The following is a 25,799-nucleotide window of genomic DNA, read 5'->3' on the forward strand; positions in this document are numbered from 1 at the left end:
CCTGTGATTAAGCATGGAGATCCCGAAAGGGGATCCCTTTGACCAGCCGTGCCGCGTTATTACCGGTGTTGCGTTGGGCCTGACTGTCCTGATGATGCATCAGCGTAAAAAGCGGCGCCGATGCGGGTAAATTCTTGTAATGCACGACCAGCGAGTGTCGATCGCAGGCAATGCCGACCAGCAGCGGCGAGCTGCGCGCCGCCTGCCAGGCGCTGTCAACGATATCTCCAGCCGGGTGATGCTGAAGCAGGAAAGGGATGCCTTCCTCTTCAATGCCCAGCAGCACTTCGTGCCAGAGGCTGGCGCAGTCGTTGATAACGGTAATGACGATAGCCGGGGCGCTGTGATTACTGTCCATGCGCAAACTCCTTGTGCCAGGAGAGAATCAGGCCGGTGGCCACCGCGTTTCTTGGGCCTTCGCTGCCGCGAATATTTCCTCGCCCGGCGACCAGGCGGTAGTGCGCCAGCGCATCGGTGACCAACTGAGGAACTTCGAAATCCAGCGACGAGCCGCCGACCAGCACCACGAACGGAATATCGCGAATGTTGCCGGTTGGACTGACCTGGCGCAGCGCGCGCAGGGCGTTGGTGACAAAGACGCGTTCTTTAGCGCTGCGGCGAATGGCGCGCACTTTTTCCAGCGCTAAGTCGCCGGGAAGCGGCACCAGTTCGTCCGGTTTCACCACGCAGACGCGGGCGAACACGGCGGGAGGCAGCGGCGTCGGGAAGAACTGGACGCTGCCGTCCTCGTGGCATAAGTGGAACAGGCTTTCGACCTTCGCCAGCGGTCGGGTGGTACCCGGCGTGGTCAGCGCGCCCAGAATGGCGGCTTCAGCCTCAGCGCCGCCGATCTGCACGTCGATATTAAGCTTCTGCTCAATTTCACGGGCAATCATCGCCATCTGCAGACGGTCTGATTTCACCATCGAGGCGATGCCGACGGCCTGCTCCAGCGAGAACTCCCCGGCCAGACCGCCGGTGACGCTCACCGGAACCGAGGTGTCAACGGCCAGAAGATCCTGAATGAAAATCTCGCTGCTCGGCTTATTGGTTAGCTCGGCCATGGTCTGGCGCACATGCTCCAGCATGCCGCCGATATTGGTCCCGGCCTCGCCGTTGACGTTGTCGAGCTTGCCGTAGCCGTCCACCGCTTTCATGATAGCTTCGGCACCGGCGGCAACATCCACGCGCACGGTACGACCCTGAGCCTGCAGCTCCAGGTTACCGGCGGGTATTGCGCGCGCTTTGACGTCGCCGGATGGCGTTTTAACCACCACGGCGGAACGGTTGCCAATCAGCGCGCGCGCCATCGGGACGATGTTTTTCGTCTCATCGGCGTTGAGGTTGAATACGGTGGCGATGCCGTAAGGGTTAGAGAGGGTTTCGATAACCTTTCCCGGCACGGCGACTTCAATCGCCGCCAGCATCCCCAGCGGAATGCGGTCGATGTACAGAACTTCATCGACAATCGGTAGCGATTTTTCCAGCCGGTTGCTGACCAGTACGCCATCGTCGCGCTGCAAAATGACGCCGGTAATCTGGTATCCGGCGCGCATTGAGGCGTTGATAACATTGGCGATATCAGCAAAATCAAAGGCTGACGATACCACCAGAATATAGGACGAGTCCGCCGGGCGGGTTAACAGCTCCTCCGGCGTAATCGTGATACCCACACCAAGGCCTGCTCCGCCCGGCGTTTTTGGGTTATGGCCGATCATTGTCGATTCGGTGATGATGGTTTCGGTAATGGTTTCCATCGCCACATCGCCAATCACCGGCGTGGCTTCGTTAATGCGGATGAGCGAAATATCGCTGACATTGATCCCCGCGCGCTTTGCGACGAGGGCGAGCGCTTCCTGAATGCCGAACACGTTACGCAACGTGCCTTTGATCCCGGTGGTTTCCGCCAGCGCGCTGTGTGTAATCGTTAGTGCGCCAGTCTCATCTTGCCGCGCCAGTGCGACTTCCGTTGATGAGTTACCGATGTCAATGCCAGCTATATATCGCATCGTATATCCTTTTTCTCGTCGTACTTCAAACTGCCTTTTTGTTGGCTGCGTTCTTTCACCCGAATCACTTACTACAGTAAGCTCATCGGGGTTATGAGGGACATCCCTGTCCCTCACTAAAGCCAGCCTATGGCTGTTCAAATTCGTTCCAGACGAATTTGTCACTCACTTGCCGCCTCAATGCATCTCGAATTACTTAGAGAAAGCTAATCGTCGCCTTTGAGTTTTTTACGCTCAACGTACAGCCCTGCCGCTTCACGAACGAAAGCTGCGCAAATCTTTGCCTGATAACGGTTTTCGAGATCGTCGGCGATAGCGAGCAGCTCTTCTTTCGTTGAACGATACGGACGAAGGGCGTTGTAGATTTCAAGAATGCGATCGTCCGGTACCGCGGTCAGTTCGGCGGCGCGTTCGAAGTTCATCGCCAGCCGGTCGCGGCCCGCATCTTTGGCGATAGACGCCTGTAAGCGCAGGGTTTCCGGGGTAATACGCATATCCTGAGCGGTGACTTTATTGCTCAGCACGTTTTCCAGCGTAAAGTCGTCCAGCGTTTTATTGGTGGCGGTTTTCACCCATTCCGGGTGTTTGTTCGCCAGCGGGTAGTCGCTGACCTTTGCGCTGCGGGACGTGCCGCCTGCCGCAGGAGCCGCTGCTGGCGCATCGCCCTGCAGGCTGTTCATGCGGCTCAATACGTCCCGGACCATCGATTCAATTGCGTCGATATTCATGGAGTTATCCTTTATCAAAGCGCCACGCGCAGTTCCTGCGGGTTTTTGCCCGTCACGACGTACTTGGTCTCTTTAATGTGCAAAATGGCCGACTTTGCCTGGTACTTCGGGCGTGCCATCTGGTCATTTAGCGTAGGGACCGGCTGCGGTGATTCGCGTTTCGCATAGCGGGCGGCGTTTTTATCAATCTGACGGTAGGTTTCCAGCGTCAGCAGCGGCGCCTGCGGGAACAGCTCCAGGTTGGAGAGCGGCGGTAGCCCCTGCTGGTGGATAACCGTAGTACCTTTCGACTGGATGCCGATGGAGATGCCGGAGCCGCTCAGGCGGTTACCTTCAACGGCGACGAACGCCACGTCGGAAGATTTAAAGCAGCGAATCACGCGCGCCCTGATACCTTCTTCTTCAATACCGGCAATGACTTCGCGCAGGATGCTCTTATGCGGTAAGCCGACGATATTAACAGTCTGTGCCAGGCCAAATGCCGGGCCGACGGCGATAATGACTTCGTCCTGCTGAGTGCCCTGGCGTGCTTCGCCCACTTCGGTCAGAAAGCCGTCGCCCGCAGGCGCAGCGGTCTGTGGTGCTGTGGATGCCGCAGGCGTATTAAACGAGACGGGTTTATCGCTGCCCTTCATATCGCGGAGCACGTCTTCAATTATCTGGCGCAGCAATTTTTCATTAATTTCCATTTCTCACCCCTTAATCAATCTCGTTGGGATCAAGAGCGCCAGGGATGTTTTTAATCTCTTCCCAGCGTTCTCCCTGCAGGCGATAACCTGTTGCTGGACCGGCATAGTCATTGACGTCATTAACCGCAGAGAGCACTTGTCCGTCGCCGACGATAATGGCGGAGGTGTGCAAATAGTCGCCGGTTAGCTTGGCTTTCTGGATGTTGAGCATGTCCTGGGCCACGTCGGTAAACCCGCCCTGCGCCAGCGCTTTAACGACTTCCAGACCGTTGCGGTTTTTATTGATGATTTCCTGGGCGAACTTGATGTCTTCGACGATGTTACGCTCCGGCATATCTTTCGAACCGTGGGCATAGGTCGCGGCTTCAACTTCTTCATCGGTAATCGGCGGCAGCCCCATTCCGGCAAACACGGCCTGCAGCGCGCGGGCGGCTTTGTTACGGATGGCGATAACGTCCTCTTCACGAACCGGGCGCAGACCGCCGTCCACTTTCAGGTCGCGCTGGATAACGTTGTAGTCGTCAAAGTCTTCCGCATCTTCGTTGGAACCGGCGAACATGTTGTCGTAGTTCGGCACCGCGGAATAACCAGAGGAGATAAAGTCGGTACCCGGCAGGAACTGCATCAGCAGGCGCGCGGTACGACGCATATCGGAGTGGGTGAAGGTCTGGTCGTTACTGGAGGCGCATTCCAGATCCAGCGAAGAGCAGATCAGGTTTTCCGCCAGCACGGCACGAATGCCTGACGGCACGGCAGACGGTACGCCGATACAGCTTACGGAGCCATTTTGCAGACCCTGAACGCCAGCCGCTTTGGTGATATAGATGCAGCGCGCCTCCAGATACAGCATGGATTTGCCTTCGGCGTAGCCCATCTGCACTTCGGATCCGGAGCCGGAGGTGAAGCGCATTTTCAGGCCGCGAGAGGCGTAGGAAGAGGCTAAGAAGCCTTTCGACCATGGCGTATCGTCACCGTCGGTGAAGACCGGCTCGGTGCCGTAAACGGAAATGGTTTCGGCGTAGCAGGTGTGGCCCAGCATGCCGAGCTTCAGCTCGGTGGCTTCTTCCAGGGAGCACTGCGTCAGTACGCCCGGACGACCAACCTGAGAGCCGACCAACAGCGCGATGGCGTTGAACGGCGCGTAGCGTGCTACCGCAACCGTGGTTTCTTGTTCGTCAAACCCGCGCCATGCGCCTTCGGCGGCATCGGCGGCAATTTGCACCGGGTTATCCTTGACGTTGGTGACGTGCGCCTGCTGAGACGGCGTGCGGCGTGCGCGCATTTTCTGCATCGCCATCATCATCTCAACCACGTTCATATGCGAAACCACTTCAACAATTTTCGCCGGAGTCATGGCGGTGGTCAGCGGAACGATTTCGCTGCGCTTGACGTTCGGATCGCAGAGCATGTTAGCCAGCTTGACCGAATCCATCGCCATCACTTCTTCGGCGCGGTTCAGGTTGATGCCGTAGCGGGCGATAAAGTGGTCGATCAGGTCGAATTCGCTAACCGGTTTTCCGTCCAGCTCGGTCACCGCGCCGTTAACGATTTTAATCGACGGTTTTGGATCGTTCGGGCTTTCCATCGCGATAAAGCCTTCTTCGATCCACTCCTTAACGAAGCCGTCCTGATTCACAGGGCGTTTCGCCAGTGCTTCAAATCTTTTCGATCTCATGAATCAGCCTCGTGGGTATCAGATGTAGGACGGGCGATCGTTTTTCGGTTCAGAACCGAGGGTCGCAAGGACGGTTTTGCCGATTTCGCGGGCGGAGGTCACCGCCTGACGGACCGCGCCGGAGTCGCCGGAAATCACCAGAATGGCTTCGTTACTAAAGCTGGTGCCGTGCGCCGGAGAGCTGTACGCCACGACTTCAACGTTGGCTGACTTCAGGGCGGTATCGGCCATCAGTACGCCAACGGAAGCCGGAGCGCCGACGATGACGCCGCAGGCACGGCCAATCGGCGCGCCGAACGCTTTTTCCAGGGCGTAGCTGGCGCGAGCGGTGTACTGCAGCTCGATATGCCCGGCTTCGTTGCCGTAAACATCGCCGAAGGTGCGGTCCAGCTCTTTCAGCGCGACTTCGATACCGCGCTTGACGTCGGAAACGTCGTTACCGCCTAAAATAATCAGCGAACCGTGGCCCGCGCCGCCTTTGGTATCGCGCGGCAGCTCAATGCTGACCACTTCGGTGTTGGTGGCTTTCACCGCTTCGTCCGCCGCCATAATGTGCGGGCCTGCGCCGGTGCGGGCGCCGAGAATGCCGATGGAACGATAGCGCTTCTCAAGTTTCATCGCGTCCAGCAGGGCGGTATCGACGTTGGCGATAACCAGGCCAAGGGTATCGCCAATGGCGGTCCCGACAAATTCCGTTAAACTGCAGCTTTTTTCTGCCATAGCCGTCTCTCGTATAGGTTGGGGTTGACCAGGGATGGCCTGTTGTTCCGGCGTTGCCACACGGGCAATCACCTGCGCCATGATCTGTTCCACCAGCTCATTGCTGCTCATTGGCTAATTCCCTTCGGTAAGATTTTTTCTACATCGGTGTGAGGGCGTGGGATGACGTGTACGGCTTTCACTTCACCCACGTTGCGTGCGGCTGCGGCACCTGCATCGGTGGCCGCTTTGACCGCGCCAACATCGCCGCGCACGATGACGGTTACCAGCCCGGAGCCAATCTTTTCATAGCCCACTAACATCACATTGGCTGACTTAACCATTGCATCAGCGGCCTCTATGGTTGCGGTTAAGCCTTTGGTTTCTACCATTCCTAGTGCTTCTTGTTGCATAAAGACCTCGCATGGAGTGTTCCGATAGTTGGGACTATAAGAAGATGCGAGGAAAAAGAATGGCTGACTTGCTGTTGAGCATCAGAAAATAATGGGAAAGCAATATGACTAAATTGTCTTTTGCTTTTATAACTTATTGATAAATTACATTTAATTTATTATTGTCTATATGATTATTTTGTTTTTATTATTTCATTTTTACATTTTTGTTAGTGACGAGAGTATTTTTATTTGATATGGCGAAAGACGCAAAATGTGATGCTTATTCGAAATTGATAAGTTGGCTTGTGCAATATTTTATTATTTTCACAGGCGTATTTTATAGCTCGAATCTCCCGTATGATGGGCTGCTAAAAATATCGGAAAAGCAAAATTTTGCTATCGCAACACGATTTTTCCGGGAGACAGGTTCGCAGGTTGCCAACAATTTACAGGCGGCACTTTTTATAGTGAGGTTAGCTGTACTCTACCGCCAGCCGAAACTTGCGCTGGCCAGGACACGAACTTTGCTCAGAAGGTGTCACATGAATGATTCTCTAAAGGCGCAATGTGGTGCGGAATTTTTAGGCACCGGACTCTTTTTGTTTTTTGGTATCGGTTGTTTGAGCGCGCTCAAAGTCGCAGGTGCCAGCCTCGGATTATGGGAGATTTGCATTATTTGGGGGCTTGGAATTTCACTGGCCGTTTACCTTACTGCCGGAATCTCCGGCGGACATCTTAACCCTGCGGTGACGATTGCGCTGTGGCTGTTTGCCTGCTTCCCCAAACAGAAAGTATTGCCTTATATTATTGCCCAGTTTGCCGGCGCTTTTGGCGGCGCTCTGCTGGCGTATGTGCTTTATAGTAGCCTTTTTACTGAATTTGAGACTGCGCATCATATGGTGCGCGGTAGCGTCGAAAGTTTGCAATTAGCCAGCATTTTCAGTACCTATCCGGCCGCAGCGCTAAATGTATGGCAGGCTGCGTTGGTGGAAGTGGTCATTACGTCGATCCTGATGGGCATGATCATGGCATTGACGGATGATGGCAATGGTATTCCTAAAGGGCCGCTTGCGCCTTTGCTTATTGGGATACTGGTTGCCGTTATCGGCGCGTCTACTGGACCCCTTACCGGTTTTGCAATGAACCCGGCGCGTGATTTTGGTCCCAAACTGTTCACATGGTTAGCGGGGGGGGGGGGGAGGGAACATGGCGATGAGCGGTGGGCGAGAGATCTCTTATTTTATCGTGCCGATTGTCGCGCCTGTTATCGGCGCCTGTGCTGGAGCAGCCATATATCGCTATTTTATTGGTAAGAATTTACCTTGTAACCGCTGTAAACTGTAAGAAAATGCGAACCAGATTCACAGCAATGATGTATCGTAAAAACAGGTGAGATAATTTCGTGATCTGCGTTCACGAACTGATCAAAACGTCTCCCAGCAATGGGAGACTTTTGATATTGTCATTGTACTTTTTATCAGGGCCAGGATAATGCTAATAAAAAGTGAATGTAAATAATGTGTTTTGTTTATAACAATAAATTAACTGAGGGGTTTTATCATGATTTCTGCGAGCGCTCAGAACTCATTAATAAAATCGCACAGGATTTTGCACAAGCCACCGGTCTGGCGGTTGTGGTTGTCAATATTCATGGTGATGAAATATCTGAGCTATTCAATTTCACGCCGTTTTGTCAGTTGATGCGGCAGCATCCCCAGCATAGTACACGTTGTCGTATGAGCGATCGCTGCGGGGGACTGGAGGCATCGAAGTCGGATCAACCCTGTATTTATCGTTGTCATGCCGGTCTAACGGATTTTTCTATTCCGCTGGTAATCGCAGGGCATTTAGTTGGCTTTGTTTTATGCGGGCAGGTTCGTTTAAGTAATGACGTGGAGCTGGTAAACATTCTTAATGTCGACGATCGCTGGCAGGCTGACCCTGAGCTCTTGAATGAATTTCGGAATGTGCCAGAGATGGACTATTCACGCGTTATCGCTTCCGCCGATCTTCTTAAACTGATAGTTGAGAATTGCCTGAAAAAACAGCTCAATTTCGTGGTTATCAAAGACAATCCGCAGCAATCGGAGGCAAATAAAACCACTCGTGGTCCCACTCCGCATGACAGTAAAATGAAAAAAGCGCTTCGCTATATTGATGCGCATTTGTCCGACGATCTTCGTCTTGAGGATGTCGCCTCACATGTCTATCTCAGCCCCTATTACTTCAGTAAGCTATTCAAGAAATATCAGGGAATCGGATTTAATGCGTGGGTGAACCGCCAGAGAATGGTTAGCGCCAGAGAATTGCTTTGCCATAGTGACTGGAGTATTGCCAGTATTGCGTGTAATTTAGGCTTTTCGCAAACCAGTTATTTTTGCAAAGTCTTCCGCCAGACCTATCAGGTTACGCCGCAGGCTTATCGTCAGCAGATAAATGAGAATTCTCATCCTCCATCGATATAAATAGCAATATTTTGCTATTGCCGATTTTTGATAGTGTTTTGTATCTTAATCATTTCAGAAAGAAAATTTATCTGGTGTAACAATAAATTGTCATAGCGCAACAAAATAATAAAATTTAGGGCATAAACTGCACCAGTTTTTATTTTTGTGATGAAGTACAGTGTCAGGAAAGATAAGTTTTATTACGCTTTGTCGATACGTTTTATCGTCAATATACCGGTAAGGATGAGTAGATTAACGTCAGATGAGCAACCGCTCAGGCTATTGCTCACAGAAATGTAAAACGTAGCACATTATTAATTGCCGTTATGGGTGTGCCGTACAGCCATAACGTAAACCAACAGGTTTGCCACATTTGTGGTAGGGAAGGGGGTGAAAATCCCCCGCAGCCCCCGCTGCTGTGATGCTGACGACCCCGTAAAGACCACTGATCGCAAGATTGGGAAGGACGGGCGAGGAGGACGCTAAGCCAGAAGACCTGCCTGTCGGTGATAACCAACAACTTCGGTGGGAAGTGGGTTGCGAAGACGCGTACAGTCGAAAGACTGAACATGCGCGTACCTGTATACCCCTACCACCCTGAACAGGATCAGGGTAATGGCGGCAAGGCATCACGCATTTATTCTTGCAGGCACAGGAAGCGGTTGCGGCAAAACCACGGTGACGCTTGGTTTGTTGAGGCTGCTGCAAAAACGCGCGCTGCGCGTACAGCCGTTTAAAGTTGGGCCAGATTACCTTGATACCGGCTGGCATACCGCTATCTGTGGCGTGGCGTCCCGTAATCTTGACAGTTTCATGCTTCCTCCTCCTGTTCTCAACGCCTTATTTTGCGAACAAATGCGGCAGGCGGATATCGCTGTCATTGAAGGCGTCATGGGGCTGTATGACGGCTATGGCGTCGACCCCAATTACTGCAGCACAGCCGCGATGGCCAAACAGCTTGGTTGCCCGGTCATCCTACTGGTGGACGGCAAGGCTGTTTCAACGTCGCTTGCGGCTATCGTTATGGGATTTCAGCACTTCGACCCGGCCCTCAACCTCGCGGGCGTGATTGTGAATCGCGTCACTAGCGACGCCCACTATCAGCTCCTCAAAAATGCCATTGAACATTATTGCTCACTGCCGGTACTGGGGTATGTCCCTCCTTGCGACGGCGTCGCATTACCTGAACGCCACCTGGGGTTGATTACCGCCAGAGAATCCCTCGTCAATCAGCAATCATGGCATGATTTTGCCGCCACGCTGGAACAAACAGTGGATGTGGATGCGCTACTCTCGCTGAGCCTGTTATCAGCGCTTCCGGCGGGAATGTGGCCTGAACGCCCCGATAACACAGCGGGGGCAGGGCTGACGCTTGCTCTGGCGGATGATGAGGCCTTTAACTTTTATTACCCCGATAACATCGATTTGCTGGAGCGTGCCGGCGTTAACATTGTGCGTTTTAGCCCACTGCATGACCGCGCATTGCCTGATTGTCAGATGATCTGGCTGGGCGGTGGATATCCTGAATTATACGCCGCGGATCTGGCGGCAAATACGGCGATGTTAAAACATTTGCGGGCGGCGCATCAGCGCGGCGTGGCGATTTACGCGGAGTGTGGCGGTCTGATGTATCTGGGGAGCACTCTGGAGGATAGCGGCGGGGAAATTCATCAGATGGCGAATATTATCCCCGGTCACAGCAAAATGGGTAAGCGACTTACCCGCTTTGGTTACTGTGAGGCGCAGGCTATGCAGCCAACGCTATTGGCGGTGCCTGGCGAGATAGTGCGCGGCCATGAATTTCACTACTCAGATTTTATCCCCGAAACACCCGCCGTTATGGCCTGTCGTAAGGTTCGCGATGGCCGCGTGTTACAAGAATGGACTGGCGGCTGGCAGACAGGCAACACGTTTGCCAGCTATCTGCACGTCCATTTCGCCCAGCGTCCGGAAATGTTGCAGCACTGGCTGGCGGCGGCGAGGCGAGTATTATGACGATCCTTGCCTGGTGTATCGCCTGGGTGCTGGATTTTATCATCGGCGACCCTCAACACTGGCCCCATCCGGTACGCTGGATAGGCCGATTAATTACGTTTGTGCAGCGTATTGTGCGTCGCTATTGTCCCGGCGATAAAGCGCTGCGGATTGGCGGCGGCGTAATGTGGGTTGTGGTTGTCGGGGTGACCTGGGGCGTGGCATGGGGCGTACTGGCGCTGGCGCAGCGGATTCACCCCTGGTTTGGCTGGAGCGTCGAAGTCTGGATGATCTTTACCACGCTGGCCGGACGCTCTCTGGCCCGCGCCGCGCAGGAGTTTGAACGACCGTTGCGGGAGAACGACCTTGCGGAAAGCCGAATAAAACTCTCCTGGATCGTCGGGCGCGATACGTCGCAACTTCAGCCAGCGCAGATCAATCGCGCCGTGGTGGAAACGGTTGCAGAAAACACCGTTGACGGCATTATCGCGCCGCTCTTTTTCCTCTTTCTCGGCGGCGCGCCGCTGGCGATGGCCTACAAAGCCGTCAATACCCTGGATTCAATGGTGGGCTACAAACATGAAAAATACCGGGCGATTGGTATGGTCAGCGCCCGTATGGACGACGTAGCGAACTATTTGCCCGCCCGACTGAGCTGGCTGTTGCTGGGCATTGCGGCAGGACTGTGTCGCCTGAGTGATTGGCGGGCGCTGCGTATTGGCTGGCGTGACCGTTATAACCACAGTAGCCCAAATTGCGCCTGGTCGGAAGCGTGTGTGGCTGGCGCCTTAGGAATCCAGCTCGGTGGCCCAAATAACTACTTTGGCGAGCGTGTGGACAAGCCCTGGATCGGCGACGCGCAGCGCGGTATTTCCGTGGACGATATTTCCCGAACGATTCGATTGATGTGGGTCGCTTCAACCCTGGCGCTGGCGCTGTTTATTGCGGCGCGGTGCGGGTTATCTGGCGTGGCCTGAGGACGACAGTATGCATTATATCCAGCAGCCCCAAACCATTGAGGCCAACAGTTTCACCATTATTAGCGACATTATTCGCGAAACGCGTCCTGATTACCGTTTCGCCAGTCCGCTCCATGAGGCCATTATCAAGCGGGTTATTCATACCACCGCCGATTTCGACTGGCTGGACATTTTGTGGTTCTCTGCCGATGCGCTGGAGCAGCTTTGTGATGCGCTACGCCAACCGTGCATTATTTATACCGATACCACGATGGCGCTGTCCGGCATTAATAAAAGATTACTGGCGACGTTTGGCGGCGAGTGTCGCTGTTATATCAGCGATCCGCGCGTGGTGCGCGCCGCAAAAACGCAGGGGATTACCCGCTCAATGGCCGCCGTCGATATCGCTATCGCCGAGGATGAGAAAAACAAGCTCTTTGTTTTTGGTAATGCGCCGACGGCCCTGTTCCGTTTGCTTGAACATAACGTGACGGTGAGCGGCGTGGTGGGCGTACCGGTAGGCTTTGTCGGCGCGGCGGAGTCCAAAGAGGCGCTCACCCATAGCCATTTTCCCGCGGTTGCCGCGTTAGGGCGTAAAGGCGGCAGTAACGTGGCTGCCGCTATCGTCAATGCGCTGCTCTATCACCTCCGGGAGGCCTGATGAGCGAGCTTTCTTTTGACGCGCCGGTCTGGCGCCACGGTAAAGCGTTACGTAAAGGATATACCACCGGTTCCTGCGCGACGGCGGCGGCAAAAGTCGCCGCGCTGATGGTATTACGTCAACATCTAATTCATCAGGTCTCCATCGTCACGCCGTCGGGCGTCACGCTATGCCTGAACGTGGAGTCGCCGCACATTGAAGGCCAGCAGGCGATAGCCGCAATTCGTAAAGATGGCGGCGATGACGTGGATGCCACGCACGGGATGCTGATTTTTGCCCGCGTTACGCTCAACGACAGCGGTGAGATTACGCTCACTGGCGGCGAAGGTATTGGTACGGTAACGCGTAAAGGGGTTGGACTGCCGCTCGGGAGCGCTGCCATCAATCGTACGCCGCGCCATACCATTGAATCTGCGGTGCGCGAAGCGATAGGCCCGGCGCGTGGGGCTGATGTGGAGATTTTTGCCCCGGAAGGCGAAGTGCGGGCGCAGAAAACCTATAACTCGCGGCTTGGCATTCTTGGCGGTATTTCCATTATTGGCACTACCGGTATTGTGACGCCGATGTCGGAAGAAAGCTGGAAACGCTCGCTATCGCTGGAACTGGAGATCAAACGGGCGTCAGGATTAACGCGGGTGATACTCGTGCCGGGCAACCACGGCGAACGGTTTGTTCGCGAACAAATGGGCGTCGACACACAGGCGGTCGTCACCATGAGCAATTTTGTCGGCTACATGATTGAAGAGGCGGTACGGCTGGGATTTTGCCAGATAGTGCTGGTGGGTCATCCTGGAAAATTGATCAAAATCGCCGCCGGGATCTTTCATACCCATAGCCATATTGCCGATGCGCGCATGGAAACGCTGGTCGCGCATTTAGCTTTACTGGGCGCGCCGCTGGAGTTACTCACCCTGGTCGGCGATTGCGATACCACTGAAGCGGCAATGGAGCACATTGAAGCATATGGCTTCGGGCATATCTATAACCATCTTGCCAGGCGTATTTGTTTGCGAGTCATGCAGATGCGGCGTTTTACCAAAACGCCGCCTGTCTGCGACGCCATCCTGTTTTCTTTTGATAACCATATTCTCGGCAGTAATCGTCCCGTCGACGAGATTGCTAAGGAGCTGCAATGCTAACGGTCGTGGGAATGGGGCCCGCTGGACGGCATTTGATGACGCCTGCGGCGCTGGAAGCGATAGACCACGCCGATGCGCTGGCAGGCGGTAAACGGCATTTGGCGCAGTTTCCGGCGTTTGGCGGCGAACGATTTACGCTGGGCGCGGATATTGGCGCGTTGTTGTCATGGATTGCCGCCCGTCGGGATAAAGGGATCGTGGTGCTGGCCTCCGGCGATCCGCTGTTTTATGGCATCGGTACACGCCTGGTGGCGCATTTTGGTATCGAACAGGTTCGCATTATCCCTGGCATCAGCGCCGTACAGTATCTGTGCGCACAGGCTGGAATTGATATGAATGACATGTGGTTGACCAGTAGCCACGGTCGTTGCGTCAGCTTCGAGCAGTTGGCGAACCATCGCAAAGTGGCGATGGTCACGGATGCCCGCTGCGGGCCGCGGGAAATCGCGCGGGAACTGGTCGCGCGTGGTAAAGGGCATCGCTTGATGGTGATTGGTGAAAATCTGGCGATGGAAAATGAGCGGATCCACTGGCTACCCGTCAGTGCGGTCAACGCCGACTATGAAATGAATGCAGTGGTGATCCTGGATGAAAGATGAGCTTTTTCTGCGCGGCGAGAACGTGCCAATGACCAAAGAGGCGGTACGGGCGCTGGCACTGTCGAAACTTGAGCTCCACCGCGCCAGTCACCTGATTGACGTCGGGGCGGGAACGGGAAGCGTCTCAATTGAAGCGGCGCTGCAATTTCCTTCGTTGCAGGTGACGGCTATTGAGCGTAATCCTGCCGCGCTACGGCTGCTTGATGAGAATCGTCAGCGCTTTGCCTGCGGCAATATCGATATTCTCCCCGGCGAAGCGCCAATGACCATAACCGGGAAAGCCGATGCGGTGTTTATGGGCGGCAGCGGCGGGCATCTGACGGCGCTGATTGACTGGGCGATGGGCCATCTGCATCCCGGTGGCCGTCTGGTGATGACCTTTATCTTGCAGGAAAACCTCCATAGCGCGCTGGCGCATCTTGCGCACATCGGCGCATGCCGAATGGACTGTGTACAGCTTCAGCTTTCATCGTTAACGCCGCTGGGGGCGGGACACTATTTCAAACCGAACAACCCTGTTTTTGTTATCGCCTGTCAGAAGGAAGAAAACCATGTCAGAGACATTTGATCCACGCTGTGTATGGTTCGTCGGCGCCGGGCCGGGCGATTGCGAGCTGATCACGCTTAAAGGCTACCGCCTGCTGCAACAGGCGCAGGTAGTTATCTATGCCGGTTCGCTGATCAATACCGAACTGCTGGATTACTGCCCCGCGCAGGCAGAACGCTACGACAGCGCCGAACTGCATCTTGAGCAGATTATCGAGCTGATGGCCGCGGGCGTGAAAGCGGGAAAAACGGTGGTGCGGTTGCAAACGGGCGATGTCTCGCTGTACGGCTCCGTGCGTGAGCAAGGCGAAGAGTTAACCCGCCGTGGTATCGACTGGCAGGTAGTGCCTGGCGTCAGCGCGTTTCTCGGCGCTGCGGCGGAGCTGGGTGTGGAATATACCGTACCGGAGGTATCGCAGAGTCTCATTATTACCCGTCTGGAAGGGCGTACGCCAGTACCGGCGCGCGAACAACTGGAGGCGTTCGCCAGTCACCAGACGTCGATGGCGATTTATCTCTCCGTTCAGCGTATTCATCGGGTGGCGGAACGTCTCATTGCCGGCGGCTATCCGGCAACTACGCCTGTCGCAGTCATCTATAAGGCTACCTGGCCGGAAAGCCAGACCGTTCGCGGCACGTTAGCGGATATTAGCGACAAAGTACGTGATGCTGGCATCCGTAAGACGGCGCTAATCCTGGTCGGGAATTTTCTGGGTAAGGAGTATCATTACTCAAGACTTTATGCAGCGGACTTTAGCCATGAATACCGTAAAGCCTGAATCCATTGCGTTGTTTTGCCTGACGCCCGGCGGCGTGGCGCTGGCAAAGAGACTCGCCGCGATGCTGCCGTTAACCTGCTTTACCAGTGAAAAACTGCGGGAAGAGGGATTTATTCCCTTCGATGGCGGATTCGCTAATACCGCCCGGCAGGCTTTTACCACTTATACCGCGCTTATTTTTATCGGCGCGACCGGCATTGCCGTTCGTGTCCTGGCGCCGTTAGTGAACGACAAGTTCAGCGATCCGGCGGTGGTCGTCATTGATGAACGTGGTCAGCATGTCATTAGCCTGCTTTCCGGTCATGCGGGCGGGGCCAATGCCTTGACGCGCTACCTGGCAGGAATGTTAGGCGCCGATCCGGTGATTACCACGGCAACGGATGTCAATGAGATGTCCGCGTTGGACACCTTAGCTTTCCAGCTTAACGCCCGCATGTCCGATCTTCGAACGGCGGTAAAAACCGTTAACCAGATGTTGGTTAGTCATCAACGTGTGGGGTTATGGTGGGATGCCGAACTAACGGAAGAGATCGGCCAGTGTGATATTCGCGGTTTTATCCCTGTTGATGATTTGCAGCGGTTGCCTGAACTGGATGCGCTTATCTGCGTCTCTTTGCGTAATGACCTCCCTGAGCTTCCCGTACTGCACTGGAAACTGGTGCCCCAGCGCGTGGTGGCGGGAATTGGCTGTCGCCGCGATACGCCATTTCCCCTGTTAGCGACATTACTGGCGCGTCAGCTTGAAGCGCAGAAACTCGATCCGCTGGCGTTAAAAGCGATTGGCAGCGTCACGCTCAAAAAAGGGGAGCCGGGGCTTATTCAGCTCGCCTCCTGCTGCCGCGTGCCTTTTAAAACCTTTACCGCCGAAGCGTTGCGCGAATTCGAACACCATTTTCCCGGTTCTGGCTTCGTCAGAAAAACGGTGGGCGTTGGCAGCGTATCCGGCCCGGCTGCGTGGTTATTAAGCCAGGGTCAATTGTTAGGCGAAACCCTGCGCGAACAGGGCGTCACTATTACTTTGGGAGTTTCACACTGATGTTAAGCGTAATCGGAATTGGCCCTGGCTCACAGGCAATGATGACGATGGAGGCGATTGAGGCGCTTCAGGCGGCGGAAATCGTCGTGGGCTACAAAACCTATACCCATCTGGTTAAAGCATTCACCGGCGACAAACAGGTGATCAAGACCGGCATGTGTAAGGAAATTGAACGCTGCCAGGCGGCTATTGAACTGGCGCAGGCCGGGCATAACGTAGCGCTGATTAGCAGCGGCGACGCCGGTATTTACGGCATGGCGGGACTGGTGCTGGAGCTGGTGAGCAAGCAGAAACTGGACGTCGAGGTGCGGCTCATTCCTGGCATGACCGCCAGCATCGCCGCCGCCTCTTTACTGGGCGCGCCGCTAATGCATGACTTCTGCCATATCAGCCTCAGCGACCTGCTGACCCCGTGGCCGGTTATTGAAAAACGCATCGTTGCCGCCGGAGAGGCAGACTTTGTTATCTGTTTTTACAACCCGCGCAGCCGCGGGCGCGAAGGGCATCTGGCGCGCGCGTTTGACCTGCTTGCCGCCAGTAAAAGCGCGCAAACGCCGGTTGGCGTGGTGAAATCCGCCGGACGTAAGAAAGAGGAAAAATGGCTGACCACGCTCGGCGATATGGATTTTGAACCGGTAGATATGACCAGTCTGGTCATCGTTGGTAATAAAACGACCTATGTTCAGGATGGGCTGATGATAACGCCGCGAGGTTACACGCTGTGAATGAGGGGGAGGTGCTGGTGGTGGGCGGCACCAGCGATGCGCGCGCGTTATGCCGACAACTGGGGGCGGCGAACGTCGCGTACACCTTATCTGTGGCGACGCCAGCCGGAAAAGCGCTGGCTGGCGACATTAAAGGACAGGTGCGCTGTGGTCGTCTGGAGTACGGGCAGATGGTCGCATGGCTAAAAGAAAACCGTACTCGCTGGGTAATAGATGCGTCGCATCCTTATGCAGAAATGGTCAGCCATAACCTCCTTCGCGCCTGTGAAACGGCGGGCGTGTTGTTAAGTCGTTATCAGCGTCCGGAGCAGCTTAGCAATCTGACGCATCCGCTTCTCTATACGGCGCGCAGTATTGCCGATGCCTGCGAGATAGCGAGGCGTTTTGGTCCGCGCGTGTTACTGACGACTGGCAGTAAAGATCTGGCCGTCTGGCGTGCCGGGCTGGCGGAAAAAACGTTGCTGGCGCGCGTACTGCCCGTGGCGGAGGTGATTCAACGCTGCAGCGAACTGGGGTTCGGCGTTGGAGAAATTTTCGCACTGTGTGGGCCGTTCAGCGCTGATTTTAACGCCGCGTTTTACCGCCAGTGCCGGGCTGACGTGGTCATTACCAAAGCGTCCGGCGCGGAGGGGGGATATCAGGAAAAAGTTCAGCCCTGTCTGGATGCGGGCATTCCCTGCATCGTTATTGCGCGCCCGACGCCGCTCGTGACGGGTGATGAGTTACTGGAAAGCCAGGCCGCCTTTGCGCAGCGTTTATCGCGCTGGCTGGCCGCAGCTAAGGAGTAAAAATGAAAAAAGCGCTTCTGGTGGTCAGTTTTGGCACCAGCTATCACGACACCTGTGAAAAAAACATTGTGGCGTGCGAACGTGATCTGGCGGAGTCCTGTCCCGATCGCGACCTGTTTCGTGCCTTCACTTCCGGAATGATCATTCGCAAGCTTCGCCAGCGTGACGGTATCGACATCGATACGCCATTACAGGCTTTGCAAAAGCTTGCAGCACAGGGATATCAGGACGTGGCGATTCAGTCGTTGCACATTATTAACGGCGACGAATATGAAAAAATTGTCCGTGAAGTACAAATCTTGCGTCCGTTATTTACTCGCCTGACGCTGGGCGTGCCGCTGCTGAGCAGCCATAACGATTATGTGCAGCTAATGCAGGCGTTGCGACAACAGATGCCATCGCTCAGACAAACGGAGAAAGTCGTTTTTATGGGCCACGGCGCCAGCCATCATGCATTCGCAGCTTATGCCTGCCTCGATCATATGATGACCGCGCAGCGCTTCCCGGCGCGCGTCGGCGCTGTAGAAAGCTACCCGGAGGTCGACATCCTGATCGACAGCCTGCGTGACGAAGGCGTCACCGGCGTACATTTGATGCCATTAATGCTGGTGGCGGGCGATCACGCCATAAATGATATGGCTTCAGACGACGACTCATGGAAAATGCGCTTTAACGCGGCGGGCATTCCGGCGACGCCGTGGCTGAGCGGGCTGGGAGAAAACCCGGCTATCCGGGCGATGTTTGTCGCGCATTTGCACCAGGCGCTGAACATGGCGGTAGAGGAGGCGGCATGAACGGTAAATTATACGCATTAAGTACCGGGCCAGGCGCGCCCGACCTGATAACCGTCCGCGCAGCGCGGATTCTTGGCTCGCTGGACATTCTGTATGCGCCCGCCGGTCGTAAGGGGGGCGATAGTCTGGCGTTGTCGATTGTGCGCGACTATCTCGGCGAGCAGACGGAAGTACGTTGTTGCCATTTCCCTATGAGCGCTGACGGCGCCGAGAAAGAAGCGGTCTGGAACGAGGTTGCCGCCGCGCTTACCGCAGAGGTGGAAGCGGGTAAACAGGTCGGTTTTATTACCCTGGGCGATGCGATGCTATTCAGTACCTGGATTTTTTTACTCCAGAGAATCGGCTGCCCGGAGTGGCTGGAGATTGTCCCCGGCGTCACGTCCTTCGCCGCGATAGCCGCCCGCGCGAAAATGCCGCTCGCCATAGAACGGCAATCGCTGGCGGTTATTTCTTGTACCGCGCCGGAAGCGGAAATAGCCCAGGCGCTACAACAGCATGATAGCCTGGTGTTGATGAAAGTGTATGGCCGATTCGCCCGTATTAAAGCGTTGCTGGCGCAGGCTGGCCTGCTGGAATGCGCCTTAATGATGTCCGAGGCCACGCTGCCCGGCGAGCAGTGCTGGCGCCACCTCCACGAGGTCAACGATGATCGAGCGTTGCCCTATTTTTCGACCATTCTGGTCAATAAACAGTGGGAGTATGCAGAATGAAACTTGAACAGCAGCTTAGACAGTTGTCTTTCAGTGGACTGGCTGCAGCGCTATTGCTGATGGTTGTCCCGCAACAGGCGTTTGCGATGCATATCATGGAGGGCTTTTTACCGCCAGTGTGGGCGCTGGCCTGGTGGTTACTGTTTTTACCCTGCTTGTGGTATGGGCTGGTACGCTTACGGCGTATTGTGCAGGAGGATAATCATCAGAAGGTACTGCTGGCGCTGTGCGGCGCGTTTATTTTTGTCCTGTCCGCGCTCAAAATTCCGTCGGTAACGGGGAGTTGTTCACATCCGACCGGCGTTGGTCTGGCGGTTATCTTGTTCGGGCTTGGGGTGGTGGCGATTCTCGGCGCGGTTGTGCTGTTGTTTCAGGCGCTATTGCTGGCGCACGGCGGCCTGACGACGCTTGGCGCAAACGGAATGTCGATGGCGGTGATTGGCCCGGTTGTCGGTTATCTGGTGTGGAAAATGGCCTGCCGTGCCGGACTGCGCCGCGATGTCGCCGTTTTTCTGTGCGCGATGCTGGCGGATTTGGCAACCTATTTTGTGACTTCAGTCCAGCTTGGCGTTGCGTTTCCCGATCCCCATGCCGGAGCGACAGGGTCTGTTGTGAAGTTTATGGGGATTTTCTGCCTCACACAGATTCCTGTCGCTATTGCTGAAGGTTTATTAACCGTCATGATTTATGACCAGTTAACCAAACGGCAAGTGATTACCGTACAAGGACATTAAAATGAAAAAAACGTTGATGTTGTTAGCGATGGTGGTGGCGCTGGTGATTCTGCCGTTTTTTATTAACCATGGCGGTGAATATGGCGGTTCAGACGGCGAAGCGGAAAGCCAGATTCAGGCTCTTGCGCCGCAGTATAAACCTTGGTTTCAGCCGTTATATGAACCCGCCAGCGGTGAAATTGAAAGCCTGCTGTTTACCCTTCAGGGCTCTCTTGGCGCGGCGGTGATTTTTTATATCCTGGGGTATTGCAAAGGTAAACAACGCCGTGATGACCGGGCTTGATCGACTCAGCTATCAAAGCCGCTGGGCACACGTTGCGCCGCAGCGCAAGTTTTTGCTGTGGCTGGCGATGATGATACTGGCGTTTGTTCTGCCGCCTGTAGGGCAGGGCATTGAGCTGCTGATCATTGCCGGATTGAGCTGTTGGCTATTGCGCATATCCCTCTGGCGCTGGTGTCGATGGATGGCGATACCTTTTGGATTTTTGTTGGTCGGCGTGATAACGATTATCTTCAGCATCAGCCGCGAGCCGCAAATGCTGCTGGCTGGCATATCTGTTGGGCCGTACTGGATCGGGATTACCCGTGCGGGCGTGGTTACGGCGAATGAAACGTTCTGGCGTAGCCTGACGGCGCTGTCCGCGACGTTGTGGCTGGTGATGAACCTACCGTTTCCGCAGTTAATTAGCTTGCTTAAGCGCGCGCATATTCCACGCCTGCTTACCGAGCAAATCCTGTTAACGTGGCGCTTTCTCTTTATTCTTCTGGATGAGGCGGTGGCAATCCGTCGTGCGCAAACGCTGCGTTTTGGTTATTGCAGCCTGCCGAACGGCTATCGATCTCTGGCAATGCTGACTGGACTCCTGTTTACGCGGGTGTTAATGCGTTATCAGCAAATGACCACCACGCTGGATATCAAACTGTATCAGGGTGATTTTCACCTGTAAGGACTATTATGCTTGCCACTTCAGACCTGTGGTTTCGTTATCAGGATGAGCCGGTACTTAAAGGGTTAAATCTGGATTTTTCGCTCTCGCCTGTTACCGGTTTGGTGGGCGCGAACGGTTGTGGGAAGTCTACGCTTTTTATGAACCTGAGCGGCCTGTTGCGTCCGCAAAAAGGGGCCGTATTGTGGCAGGGAAAACCGTTGGATTACAGCAAGCGCGGACTACTGGCGCTGCGCCAGCAAGTTGCGACGGTTTTTCAGGACCCTGAACAGCAGATTTTTTATACTGATATCGATAGCGACATTGCGTTTAGTTTACGTAATTTGGGTGTGCCGGAGGCGGAAATCACGCGCCGCGTCGACGAGGCGCTAACGCTGGTTGACGCCCAACATTTTCGCCATCAGCCCATTCAGTGTTTGAGTCATGGACAAAAAAAACGTGTGGCTATCGCCGGAGCGCTGGTGCTACAGGCGCGCTATCTATTGCTGGATGAACCCACTGCTGGTCTTGATCCCGCAGGGCGCACTCAGATGATTGCTATCATCAGGCGGATTGTGGCGCAGGGAAATCATGTCATTATCTCCAGCCATGATATCGATCTTATTTATGAAATTAGCGATGCCGTATACGTGTTACGCCAGGGCCAGATCCTGATGCATGGCGCGCCTGGCGAGGTTTTCGCGTGTACGGAAGCGATGGAACACGCGGGGCTAACCCAGCCCTGGCTGGTCAAACTTCATACTCAACTGGGACTGCCGCTGTGTAAAACAGAAACGGAGTTTTTTCATCGAATGCAAAAGTGCGCATTCAAGGAGGCGTCATGACGCAGGCAGTTATGTTGCAGGGGACGGCATCCGACGTCGGCAAAAGTGTGCTGGTGGCCGGTTTATGCCGCATTTTTTATCAGGATGGTCTGCGTACCGCGCCGTTTAAATCGCAAAATATGGCGCTTAATTCTGGTATTACGCCGGATGGTAAAGAGATGGGGCGGGCGCAGATTTTTCAGGCGGAAGCCGCGGGGATCACGCCAGATGTGCGTATGAATCCGGTGCTGCTCAAACCGACCAGCGATCGCCAGGCGCAGGTCGTGCTGATGGGGAAAGTGGCGACCAATATGGATGCGGTGAGTTACCATGACTATAAACCGCGTTTGCGTGAGCAAATCCTTGCGGTCTATAACAGCCTGGCGCAGGAATATGACGTTATTGTGCTGGAAGGCGCCGGAAGCCCGGCGGAAATCAATCTGCGCGATCGCGATATCGTCAATATGGGAATGGCGGAAATGGCCCAGTGTCCGGTTATTCTGGTGGCGGATATCGACCGGGGCGGCGTATTCGCCGCTATTTATGGCACGCTGGCGCTACTGCATAAACAGGAGCGTGACAGAGTAAAGGGCGTCATTATCAACAAATTCCGCGGCGACGTGGCGCTACTCTATTCCGGTATCGAACAAATCGAATCGCTTACCGGCGTCCCGGTTCTGGGAGTGATGCCATGGCTGGATGTGGATCTGGAAGATGAAGATGGCGTCGCGCTGCAAAACGATAAATATCGCGGTAACGCCCCCCGTGATATCACTATTGCCATTGTGCAACTGCCACATATTTCTAACTTTACGGATTTTAACGCTCTGGCGGCGCAGCCGGATGTGCGCATACGCTATATTCGCCGCCCGGAAGCGTTGACTGACGCTGATCTGGTGATCCTGCCGGGCAGTAAGAATACGCTGAGCGACCTCGCCTGGCTGCGCGAAAGCGGGATGGCGGATGCGGTATTGCAGACACATCGGCAGGGCGTGCCGGTGATGGGAATTTGCGGTGGCTACCAGATGCTGGGCGACACTATTGTGGATGAGGTGGAGTCGGGGCTGGGTACGCAGCCGGGCCTGGGACTGCTTAATACGATCACTCGCTTTGCACAGGATAAAACCACGACGCAGGTTAACGCGACAATGTCAGGCGAGCTGCCCGGCTGGCTGGCTGCCGCGGCGGGGCTACCGGTACGCGGTTATGAAATCCACATGGGGGAAACGGTGCTGCAGGAAGGATGCTGTACGGCCATGACGTTACAGAAAAATGGATGCTCTGTGGCGGATGGCGCGGTCACCGCCGACGGACTGGCGTTTGGCACTTACCTTCACGGTCTGTTTGACAGCGATGCCTTTACCCGTGCGGTGGTCAATGGGTTACGGGCGCGAAAAGGGCTTGCGCCGTGGGAAACGACTTTTTGTTATGCGGAGCATAAAGCGCGGCAATTTGATCTGCTGGCGGAAGCGATGCGGCAACATATTGATATTGATAAAATTTACACCATCATGCAACAGCATCAGGAGCCGGTATGATGATTCTGGTGACGGGCGGGGCGCGTAGTGGTAAAAGCCGTCATGCTGAAGCCTTAATTAGCGATGCGCCGCAGGTACTGTATATCGCCACCTCGCAGATTCTTGATGACGAGATGGCGGCGAGAATTCAGCATCATAAAGATGGCAGGCCGGCACACTGGCGGACCGCAGAATGCTGGCGGCATCTTGATACGTTGATTACCGCGGATCTTGCCCCTGACGACGCGATTTTGCTGGAATGTATTACCACCATGGTGACGAATCTGCTGTTTGCGCTGGGAGGCGAAAACGATCCCGAACAGTGGGATTACGCGGCGATGGAGCGCGCCATTGACGATGAAATTCAGATTTTAATTGCAGCCTGCCAGCGCTGCCCGGCGAAAGTGGTACTGGTGACAAATGAAGTGGGAATGGGGATCGTCCCGGAAAACCGCCTGGCGCGCCATTTTCGTGATATTGCCGGTCGGGTCAACCAACGACTGGCGGCAGCGGCGGATGAGGTCTGGCTGGTGGTCTCAGGTATTGGAGTCAAAATTAAATGAGTAAGCTGTTTTGGGCCATGCTCGCTTTTATTAGCCGCTTGCCCGTGCCGTCACGCTGGTCGCAGGGACTGGATTTCGAGCAGTATTCGCGTGGGATCGTGATGTTTCCCTTTATCGGGTTGATTCTGGGGGGGATTAGCGGCCTGATTTTCATCCTCCTGCAATCCTGGTGCGGTATTCCGCTCGCGGCGTTGTTCTGTATTTTGGCGCTGGCGCTGCTGACCGGTGGTTTTCACCTGGATGGGCTGGCCGATACCTGCGATGGCATTTTTTCCGCGCGCCGCCGCGAGCGAATGCTGGAGATTATGCGCGATAGTCGTCTGGGAACCCATGGCGGGCTGGCGCTTATTTTTGTGCTACTGGCAAAAATTCTGGTGGTCAGCGAACTGGCGTTACGTGGAACGCCAATGTTGGCGGCGCTGGCGGTGGCCTGTGCGGCCGGACACGGCAGCGCCGTTTTATTGATGTACCGTCATCGCTACGCCCGTGAAGAGGGGCTTGGCAATGTATTTATCGGTAAAGTCAGCGGACGGCAAACCTGCATTACTCTGGGATTGGCGGTAATCGTCGCCACGGTATTACTGCCTGGTATGCAAGGCCTGGCCACAATGGTGGTCACACTCGCGGCGATTTTCATCCTTGGCCAGTTGCTTAAACGTACGCTTGGCGGTCAAACCGGCGATACGCTGGGCGCGGCGATCGAACTTGGCGAACTGATCTTTCTGCTGGCTCTGTTATGAGCCGATTATTACGGACGAGACATCTTATGCAGACACTACACGCTTTACTCCGTGACATTCCTGCGCCGGACGCCGAGGCGATGGCGCGTGCGCAGCAACATATTGACGGCCTGCTCAAACCGCCGGGTAGCCTGGGCAGACTGGAAACCTTAGCCGTTCAGCTCGCGGGAATGCCGGGTCTTAACGGTACGCCGCAGGTAGGTGAAAAGGCGGTGCTGGTGATGTGCGCCGACCATGGCGTCTGGGATGAAGGCGTAGCGGTTTCGCCCAAAATCGTGACGGCGATTCAGGCGGCGAATATGACGCAGGGAACAACCGGCGTATGTGTGCTTGCCGCTCAGGCTGGTGCAAAGGTGCATGTCATTGATGTCGGTATTGATGCCGAACCTATTCCGGGCGTAGTTGATATGCGCGTCGCGCGCGGCTGCGGAAATATTGCCGTTGGCCCGGCGATGAGTCGCTCTCAGGCTGAGGCGCTTTTGCTGGAGGTTTCCCGCTATACCTGCGACCTGGCGAAACGCGGCGTGACCTTATTTGGCGTTGGGGAGCTGGGAATGGCGAACACTACGCCAGCCGCCGCGATGGTCAGCGTTTTTACAGGAAGTGATGCAAAAGAGGTGGTGGGGATTGGCGCGAATCTTCCGCCTTCCCGCATCGATAATAAAGTAGACGTCGTGCGGCGGGCGATTGCGATTAATCAGCCCAATCCGCGCGACGGCATTGATGTGTTGTCGAAGGTGGGGGGGTTTGATCTGGTCGGGATGACCGGCGTGATGCTTGGCGCGGCAAGGTGTGGCTTACCCGTATTGCTGGATGGCTTTCTTTCCTACTCGGCAGCGCTGGCGGCCTGTCAGATTGCGCCTGCGGTGAGACCTTATCTGATCCCGTCGCACTTTTCGGCGGAAAAGGGCGCCCGCATCGCGCTCGCGCATTTGTCTATGGAACCCTATTTGCATATGGCGATGCGGTTAGGTGAAGGAAGCGGCGCGGCGCTGGCGATGCCGATCGTGGAAGCCGCGTGCGCCATGTTCCACAATATGGGGGAATTGGCGGCCAGTAATATTGTCCTGCCGGAGGGGAACGCAAACGCAACATAACCCGGGCGCACAACACTAGCCATGTGAGAAAAAAGCTATACTTAAC

The 25,799-nt window shown here is 55.2% G+C and carries 28 protein-coding genes, 1 pseudogene and 1 riboswitch; of the genes and pseudogenes, 22 read left to right on the plus strand and 7 right to left on the minus strand.

Annotated elements, in window-relative coordinates; translation table 11 throughout:
* Nucleotides 1–7: 7 nt before the first annotated feature.
* The 7 genes from pduH to pduA form a co-directional block, all read right to left on the minus strand.
* Nucleotides 8–358 carry a propanediol dehydratase reactivase beta subunit PduH gene (pduH, locus tag J4685_RS18975; protein WP_000377961.1) on the minus strand — a complete coding sequence of 117 codons (351 nt, stop codon included), beginning with the start codon at nucleotides 356–358 and terminating at the stop codon, nucleotides 8–10.
* Nucleotides 348–2,009: a diol dehydratase reactivase subunit alpha gene (locus tag J4685_RS18980; protein WP_001268881.1), complete on the minus strand. Its 1,662-nt coding sequence runs from the start codon at nucleotides 2,007–2,009 to the stop codon at nucleotides 348–350. The genes pduH and J4685_RS18980 overlap by 11 nt, the downstream gene beginning before the upstream one ends.
* 206 nt (nucleotides 2,010–2,215) lie before the next feature.
* Nucleotides 2,216–2,737, minus strand: a complete 522-nt coding sequence (gene pduE / locus J4685_RS18985; RefSeq protein WP_001017768.1) for a propanediol dehydratase small subunit PduE — start codon at nucleotides 2,735–2,737, stop codon at nucleotides 2,216–2,218.
* A gap of 14 nt (nucleotides 2,738–2,751) precedes the next feature.
* On the minus strand, nucleotides 2,752–3,426 hold the full coding sequence (gene pduD, locus J4685_RS18990) for a propanediol dehydratase medium subunit PduD (RefSeq protein WP_000405055.1): 675 nt from the start codon (nucleotides 3,424–3,426) through the stop codon (nucleotides 2,752–2,754).
* Between the two features lie 10 nt (nucleotides 3,427–3,436).
* Complete coding sequence (pduC, locus tag J4685_RS18995) at nucleotides 3,437–5,101, minus strand: propanediol dehydratase large subunit PduC (RefSeq protein WP_001256896.1); 1,665 nt, start codon at nucleotides 5,099–5,101, stop codon at nucleotides 3,437–3,439.
* 18 nt (nucleotides 5,102–5,119) lie between these two features.
* Nucleotides 5,120–5,932: a propanediol utilization microcompartment protein PduB gene (pduB, locus tag J4685_RS19000; RefSeq protein WP_000097500.1), complete on the minus strand. Its 813-nt coding sequence runs from the start codon at nucleotides 5,930–5,932 to the stop codon at nucleotides 5,120–5,122.
* Entirely contained in the window at nucleotides 5,929–6,213 is a 285-nt protein-coding gene (gene pduA / locus J4685_RS19005; RefSeq protein ID WP_011233013.1) for a propanediol utilization microcompartment protein PduA, read from the minus strand. Before pduA ends, pduB begins: the two co-directional genes overlap by 4 nt.
* Before the next feature lie 524 nt (nucleotides 6,214–6,737).
* Here pduA and pduF point away from each other — a divergent pair.
* The 22 genes and pseudogenes from pduF (at nucleotide 6,738) to cobT (ending at nucleotide 25,753) form a co-directional block, all read left to right on the plus strand.
* A pseudogene (gene pduF, locus J4685_RS19010) lies at nucleotides 6,738–7,539 on the plus strand (propanediol diffusion facilitator PduF).
* Nucleotides 7,540–7,712: 173 nt separating this feature from the next.
* Nucleotides 7,713–8,660, plus strand: a complete 948-nt coding sequence (gene pocR, locus J4685_RS19015; RefSeq protein WP_000333659.1) for a transcriptional regulator PocR — start codon at nucleotides 7,713–7,715, stop codon at nucleotides 8,658–8,660.
* A gap of 325 nt (nucleotides 8,661–8,985) precedes the next feature.
* Nucleotides 8,986–9,161: riboswitch (cobalamin riboswitch) on the plus strand.
* Nucleotides 9,162–9,257: 96 nt separating this feature from the next.
* A complete protein-coding gene (locus tag J4685_RS19020) occupies nucleotides 9,258–10,637 on the plus strand; it encodes a cobyrinate a,c-diamide synthase (protein WP_000741245.1) in 1,380 nt (459 codons plus the stop codon).
* Nucleotides 10,634–11,593, plus strand: coding sequence for an adenosylcobinamide-phosphate synthase CbiB (gene cbiB / locus J4685_RS19025; protein WP_000153664.1), 960 nt, complete (start codon nucleotides 10,634–10,636; stop codon nucleotides 11,591–11,593). Before J4685_RS19020 ends, cbiB begins: the two co-directional genes overlap by 4 nt.
* 10 nt (nucleotides 11,594–11,603) lie before the next feature.
* Nucleotides 11,604–12,236 carry a cobalt-precorrin-8 methylmutase gene (locus J4685_RS19030; RefSeq protein ID WP_000558992.1) on the plus strand — a complete coding sequence of 211 codons (633 nt, stop codon included), beginning with the start codon at nucleotides 11,604–11,606 and terminating at the stop codon, nucleotides 12,234–12,236.
* Nucleotides 12,236–13,375 carry a cobalt-precorrin-5B (C(1))-methyltransferase CbiD gene (gene cbiD / locus J4685_RS19035; RefSeq protein ID WP_001292919.1) on the plus strand — a complete coding sequence of 380 codons (1,140 nt, stop codon included), beginning with the start codon at nucleotides 12,236–12,238 and terminating at the stop codon, nucleotides 13,373–13,375. Before J4685_RS19030 ends, cbiD begins: the two co-directional genes overlap by 1 nt.
* A complete protein-coding gene (locus tag J4685_RS19040; RefSeq protein ID WP_000958833.1) occupies nucleotides 13,369–13,974 on the plus strand; it encodes a cobalt-precorrin-7 (C(5))-methyltransferase in 606 nt (201 codons plus the stop codon). The genes cbiD and J4685_RS19040 overlap by 7 nt, the downstream gene beginning before the upstream one ends.
* The gene (locus tag J4685_RS19045; RefSeq protein WP_000650985.1) at nucleotides 13,964–14,542 is read left to right on the plus strand and encodes a decarboxylating cobalt-precorrin-6B (C(15))-methyltransferase; all 579 of its coding nucleotides are present in this window, start codon (nucleotides 13,964–13,966) and stop codon (nucleotides 14,540–14,542) included. The genes J4685_RS19040 and J4685_RS19045 overlap by 11 nt, the downstream gene beginning before the upstream one ends.
* Nucleotides 14,526–15,299 (plus strand): cobalt-precorrin-4 methyltransferase, encoded by a 774-nt coding sequence (locus J4685_RS19050; RefSeq protein ID WP_000004857.1) that lies wholly within the window; start codon nucleotides 14,526–14,528, stop codon nucleotides 15,297–15,299. Before J4685_RS19045 ends, J4685_RS19050 begins: the two co-directional genes overlap by 17 nt.
* Complete coding sequence (gene cbiG / locus J4685_RS19055) at nucleotides 15,280–16,335, plus strand: cobalt-precorrin 5A hydrolase (protein ID WP_001098913.1); 1,056 nt, start codon at nucleotides 15,280–15,282, stop codon at nucleotides 16,333–16,335. The genes J4685_RS19050 and cbiG overlap by 20 nt, the downstream gene beginning before the upstream one ends.
* The gene (locus J4685_RS19060) at nucleotides 16,335–17,060 is read left to right on the plus strand and encodes a precorrin-3B C(17)-methyltransferase (protein ID WP_000953643.1); all 726 of its coding nucleotides are present in this window, start codon (nucleotides 16,335–16,337) and stop codon (nucleotides 17,058–17,060) included. The genes cbiG and J4685_RS19060 overlap by 1 nt, the downstream gene beginning before the upstream one ends.
* On the plus strand, nucleotides 17,057–17,848 hold the full coding sequence (locus J4685_RS19065) for a cobalt-precorrin-6A reductase (protein ID WP_001001991.1): 792 nt from the start codon (nucleotides 17,057–17,059) through the stop codon (nucleotides 17,846–17,848). The genes J4685_RS19060 and J4685_RS19065 overlap by 4 nt, the downstream gene beginning before the upstream one ends.
* 2 nt (nucleotides 17,849–17,850) lie before the next feature.
* On the plus strand, nucleotides 17,851–18,642 hold the full coding sequence (gene cbiK, locus J4685_RS19070; RefSeq protein ID WP_000709793.1) for a sirohydrochlorin cobaltochelatase: 792 nt from the start codon (nucleotides 17,851–17,853) through the stop codon (nucleotides 18,640–18,642).
* Nucleotides 18,639–19,352 (plus strand): cobalt-factor II C(20)-methyltransferase, encoded by a 714-nt coding sequence (locus J4685_RS19075; protein WP_001013551.1) that lies wholly within the window; start codon nucleotides 18,639–18,641, stop codon nucleotides 19,350–19,352. The genes cbiK and J4685_RS19075 overlap by 4 nt, the downstream gene beginning before the upstream one ends.
* Nucleotides 19,349–20,086 carry a cobalt ECF transporter S component CbiM gene (gene cbiM, locus J4685_RS19080; RefSeq protein WP_046598867.1) on the plus strand — a complete coding sequence of 246 codons (738 nt, stop codon included), beginning with the start codon at nucleotides 19,349–19,351 and terminating at the stop codon, nucleotides 20,084–20,086. The genes J4685_RS19075 and cbiM overlap by 4 nt, the downstream gene beginning before the upstream one ends.
* A 1-nt stretch (nucleotide 20,087) precedes the next feature.
* On the plus strand, nucleotides 20,088–20,369 hold the full coding sequence (locus J4685_RS19085) for an energy-coupling factor ABC transporter substrate-binding protein (protein WP_000753216.1): 282 nt from the start codon (nucleotides 20,088–20,090) through the stop codon (nucleotides 20,367–20,369).
* Nucleotides 20,356–21,033 (plus strand): energy-coupling factor ABC transporter transmembrane protein, encoded by a 678-nt coding sequence (locus tag J4685_RS19090; RefSeq protein ID WP_000147138.1) that lies wholly within the window; start codon nucleotides 20,356–20,358, stop codon nucleotides 21,031–21,033. Before J4685_RS19085 ends, J4685_RS19090 begins: the two co-directional genes overlap by 14 nt.
* A gap of 8 nt (nucleotides 21,034–21,041) precedes the next feature.
* Nucleotides 21,042–21,857: an energy-coupling factor ABC transporter ATP-binding protein gene (locus J4685_RS19095; protein ID WP_000881534.1), complete on the plus strand. Its 816-nt coding sequence runs from the start codon at nucleotides 21,042–21,044 to the stop codon at nucleotides 21,855–21,857.
* Nucleotides 21,854–23,374, plus strand: coding sequence for a cobyric acid synthase (locus J4685_RS19100; RefSeq protein ID WP_000189676.1), 1,521 nt, complete (start codon nucleotides 21,854–21,856; stop codon nucleotides 23,372–23,374). The genes J4685_RS19095 and J4685_RS19100 overlap by 4 nt, the downstream gene beginning before the upstream one ends.
* Complete coding sequence (gene cobU / locus J4685_RS19105) at nucleotides 23,371–23,916, plus strand: bifunctional adenosylcobinamide kinase/adenosylcobinamide-phosphate guanylyltransferase (RefSeq protein ID WP_000973185.1); 546 nt, start codon at nucleotides 23,371–23,373, stop codon at nucleotides 23,914–23,916. The genes J4685_RS19100 and cobU overlap by 4 nt, the downstream gene beginning before the upstream one ends.
* Entirely contained in the window at nucleotides 23,913–24,656 is a 744-nt protein-coding gene (cobS, locus tag J4685_RS19110) for an adenosylcobinamide-GDP ribazoletransferase (protein ID WP_000039990.1), read from the plus strand. Before cobU ends, cobS begins: the two co-directional genes overlap by 4 nt.
* Nucleotides 24,657–24,682: 26 nt before the next feature.
* Nucleotides 24,683–25,753 (plus strand): nicotinate-nucleotide--dimethylbenzimidazole phosphoribosyltransferase, encoded by a 1,071-nt coding sequence (gene cobT / locus J4685_RS19115; RefSeq protein WP_001193973.1) that lies wholly within the window; start codon nucleotides 24,683–24,685, stop codon nucleotides 25,751–25,753.
* Nucleotides 25,754–25,799: the final 46 nt, after the last annotated feature.

It is taken from the genome of Salmonella sp. 32100201201700099SM, from assembly GCF_017572645.1.
Taxonomy (GTDB): Bacteria; Pseudomonadota; Gammaproteobacteria; order Enterobacterales; family Enterobacteriaceae; genus Salmonella; species Salmonella enterica.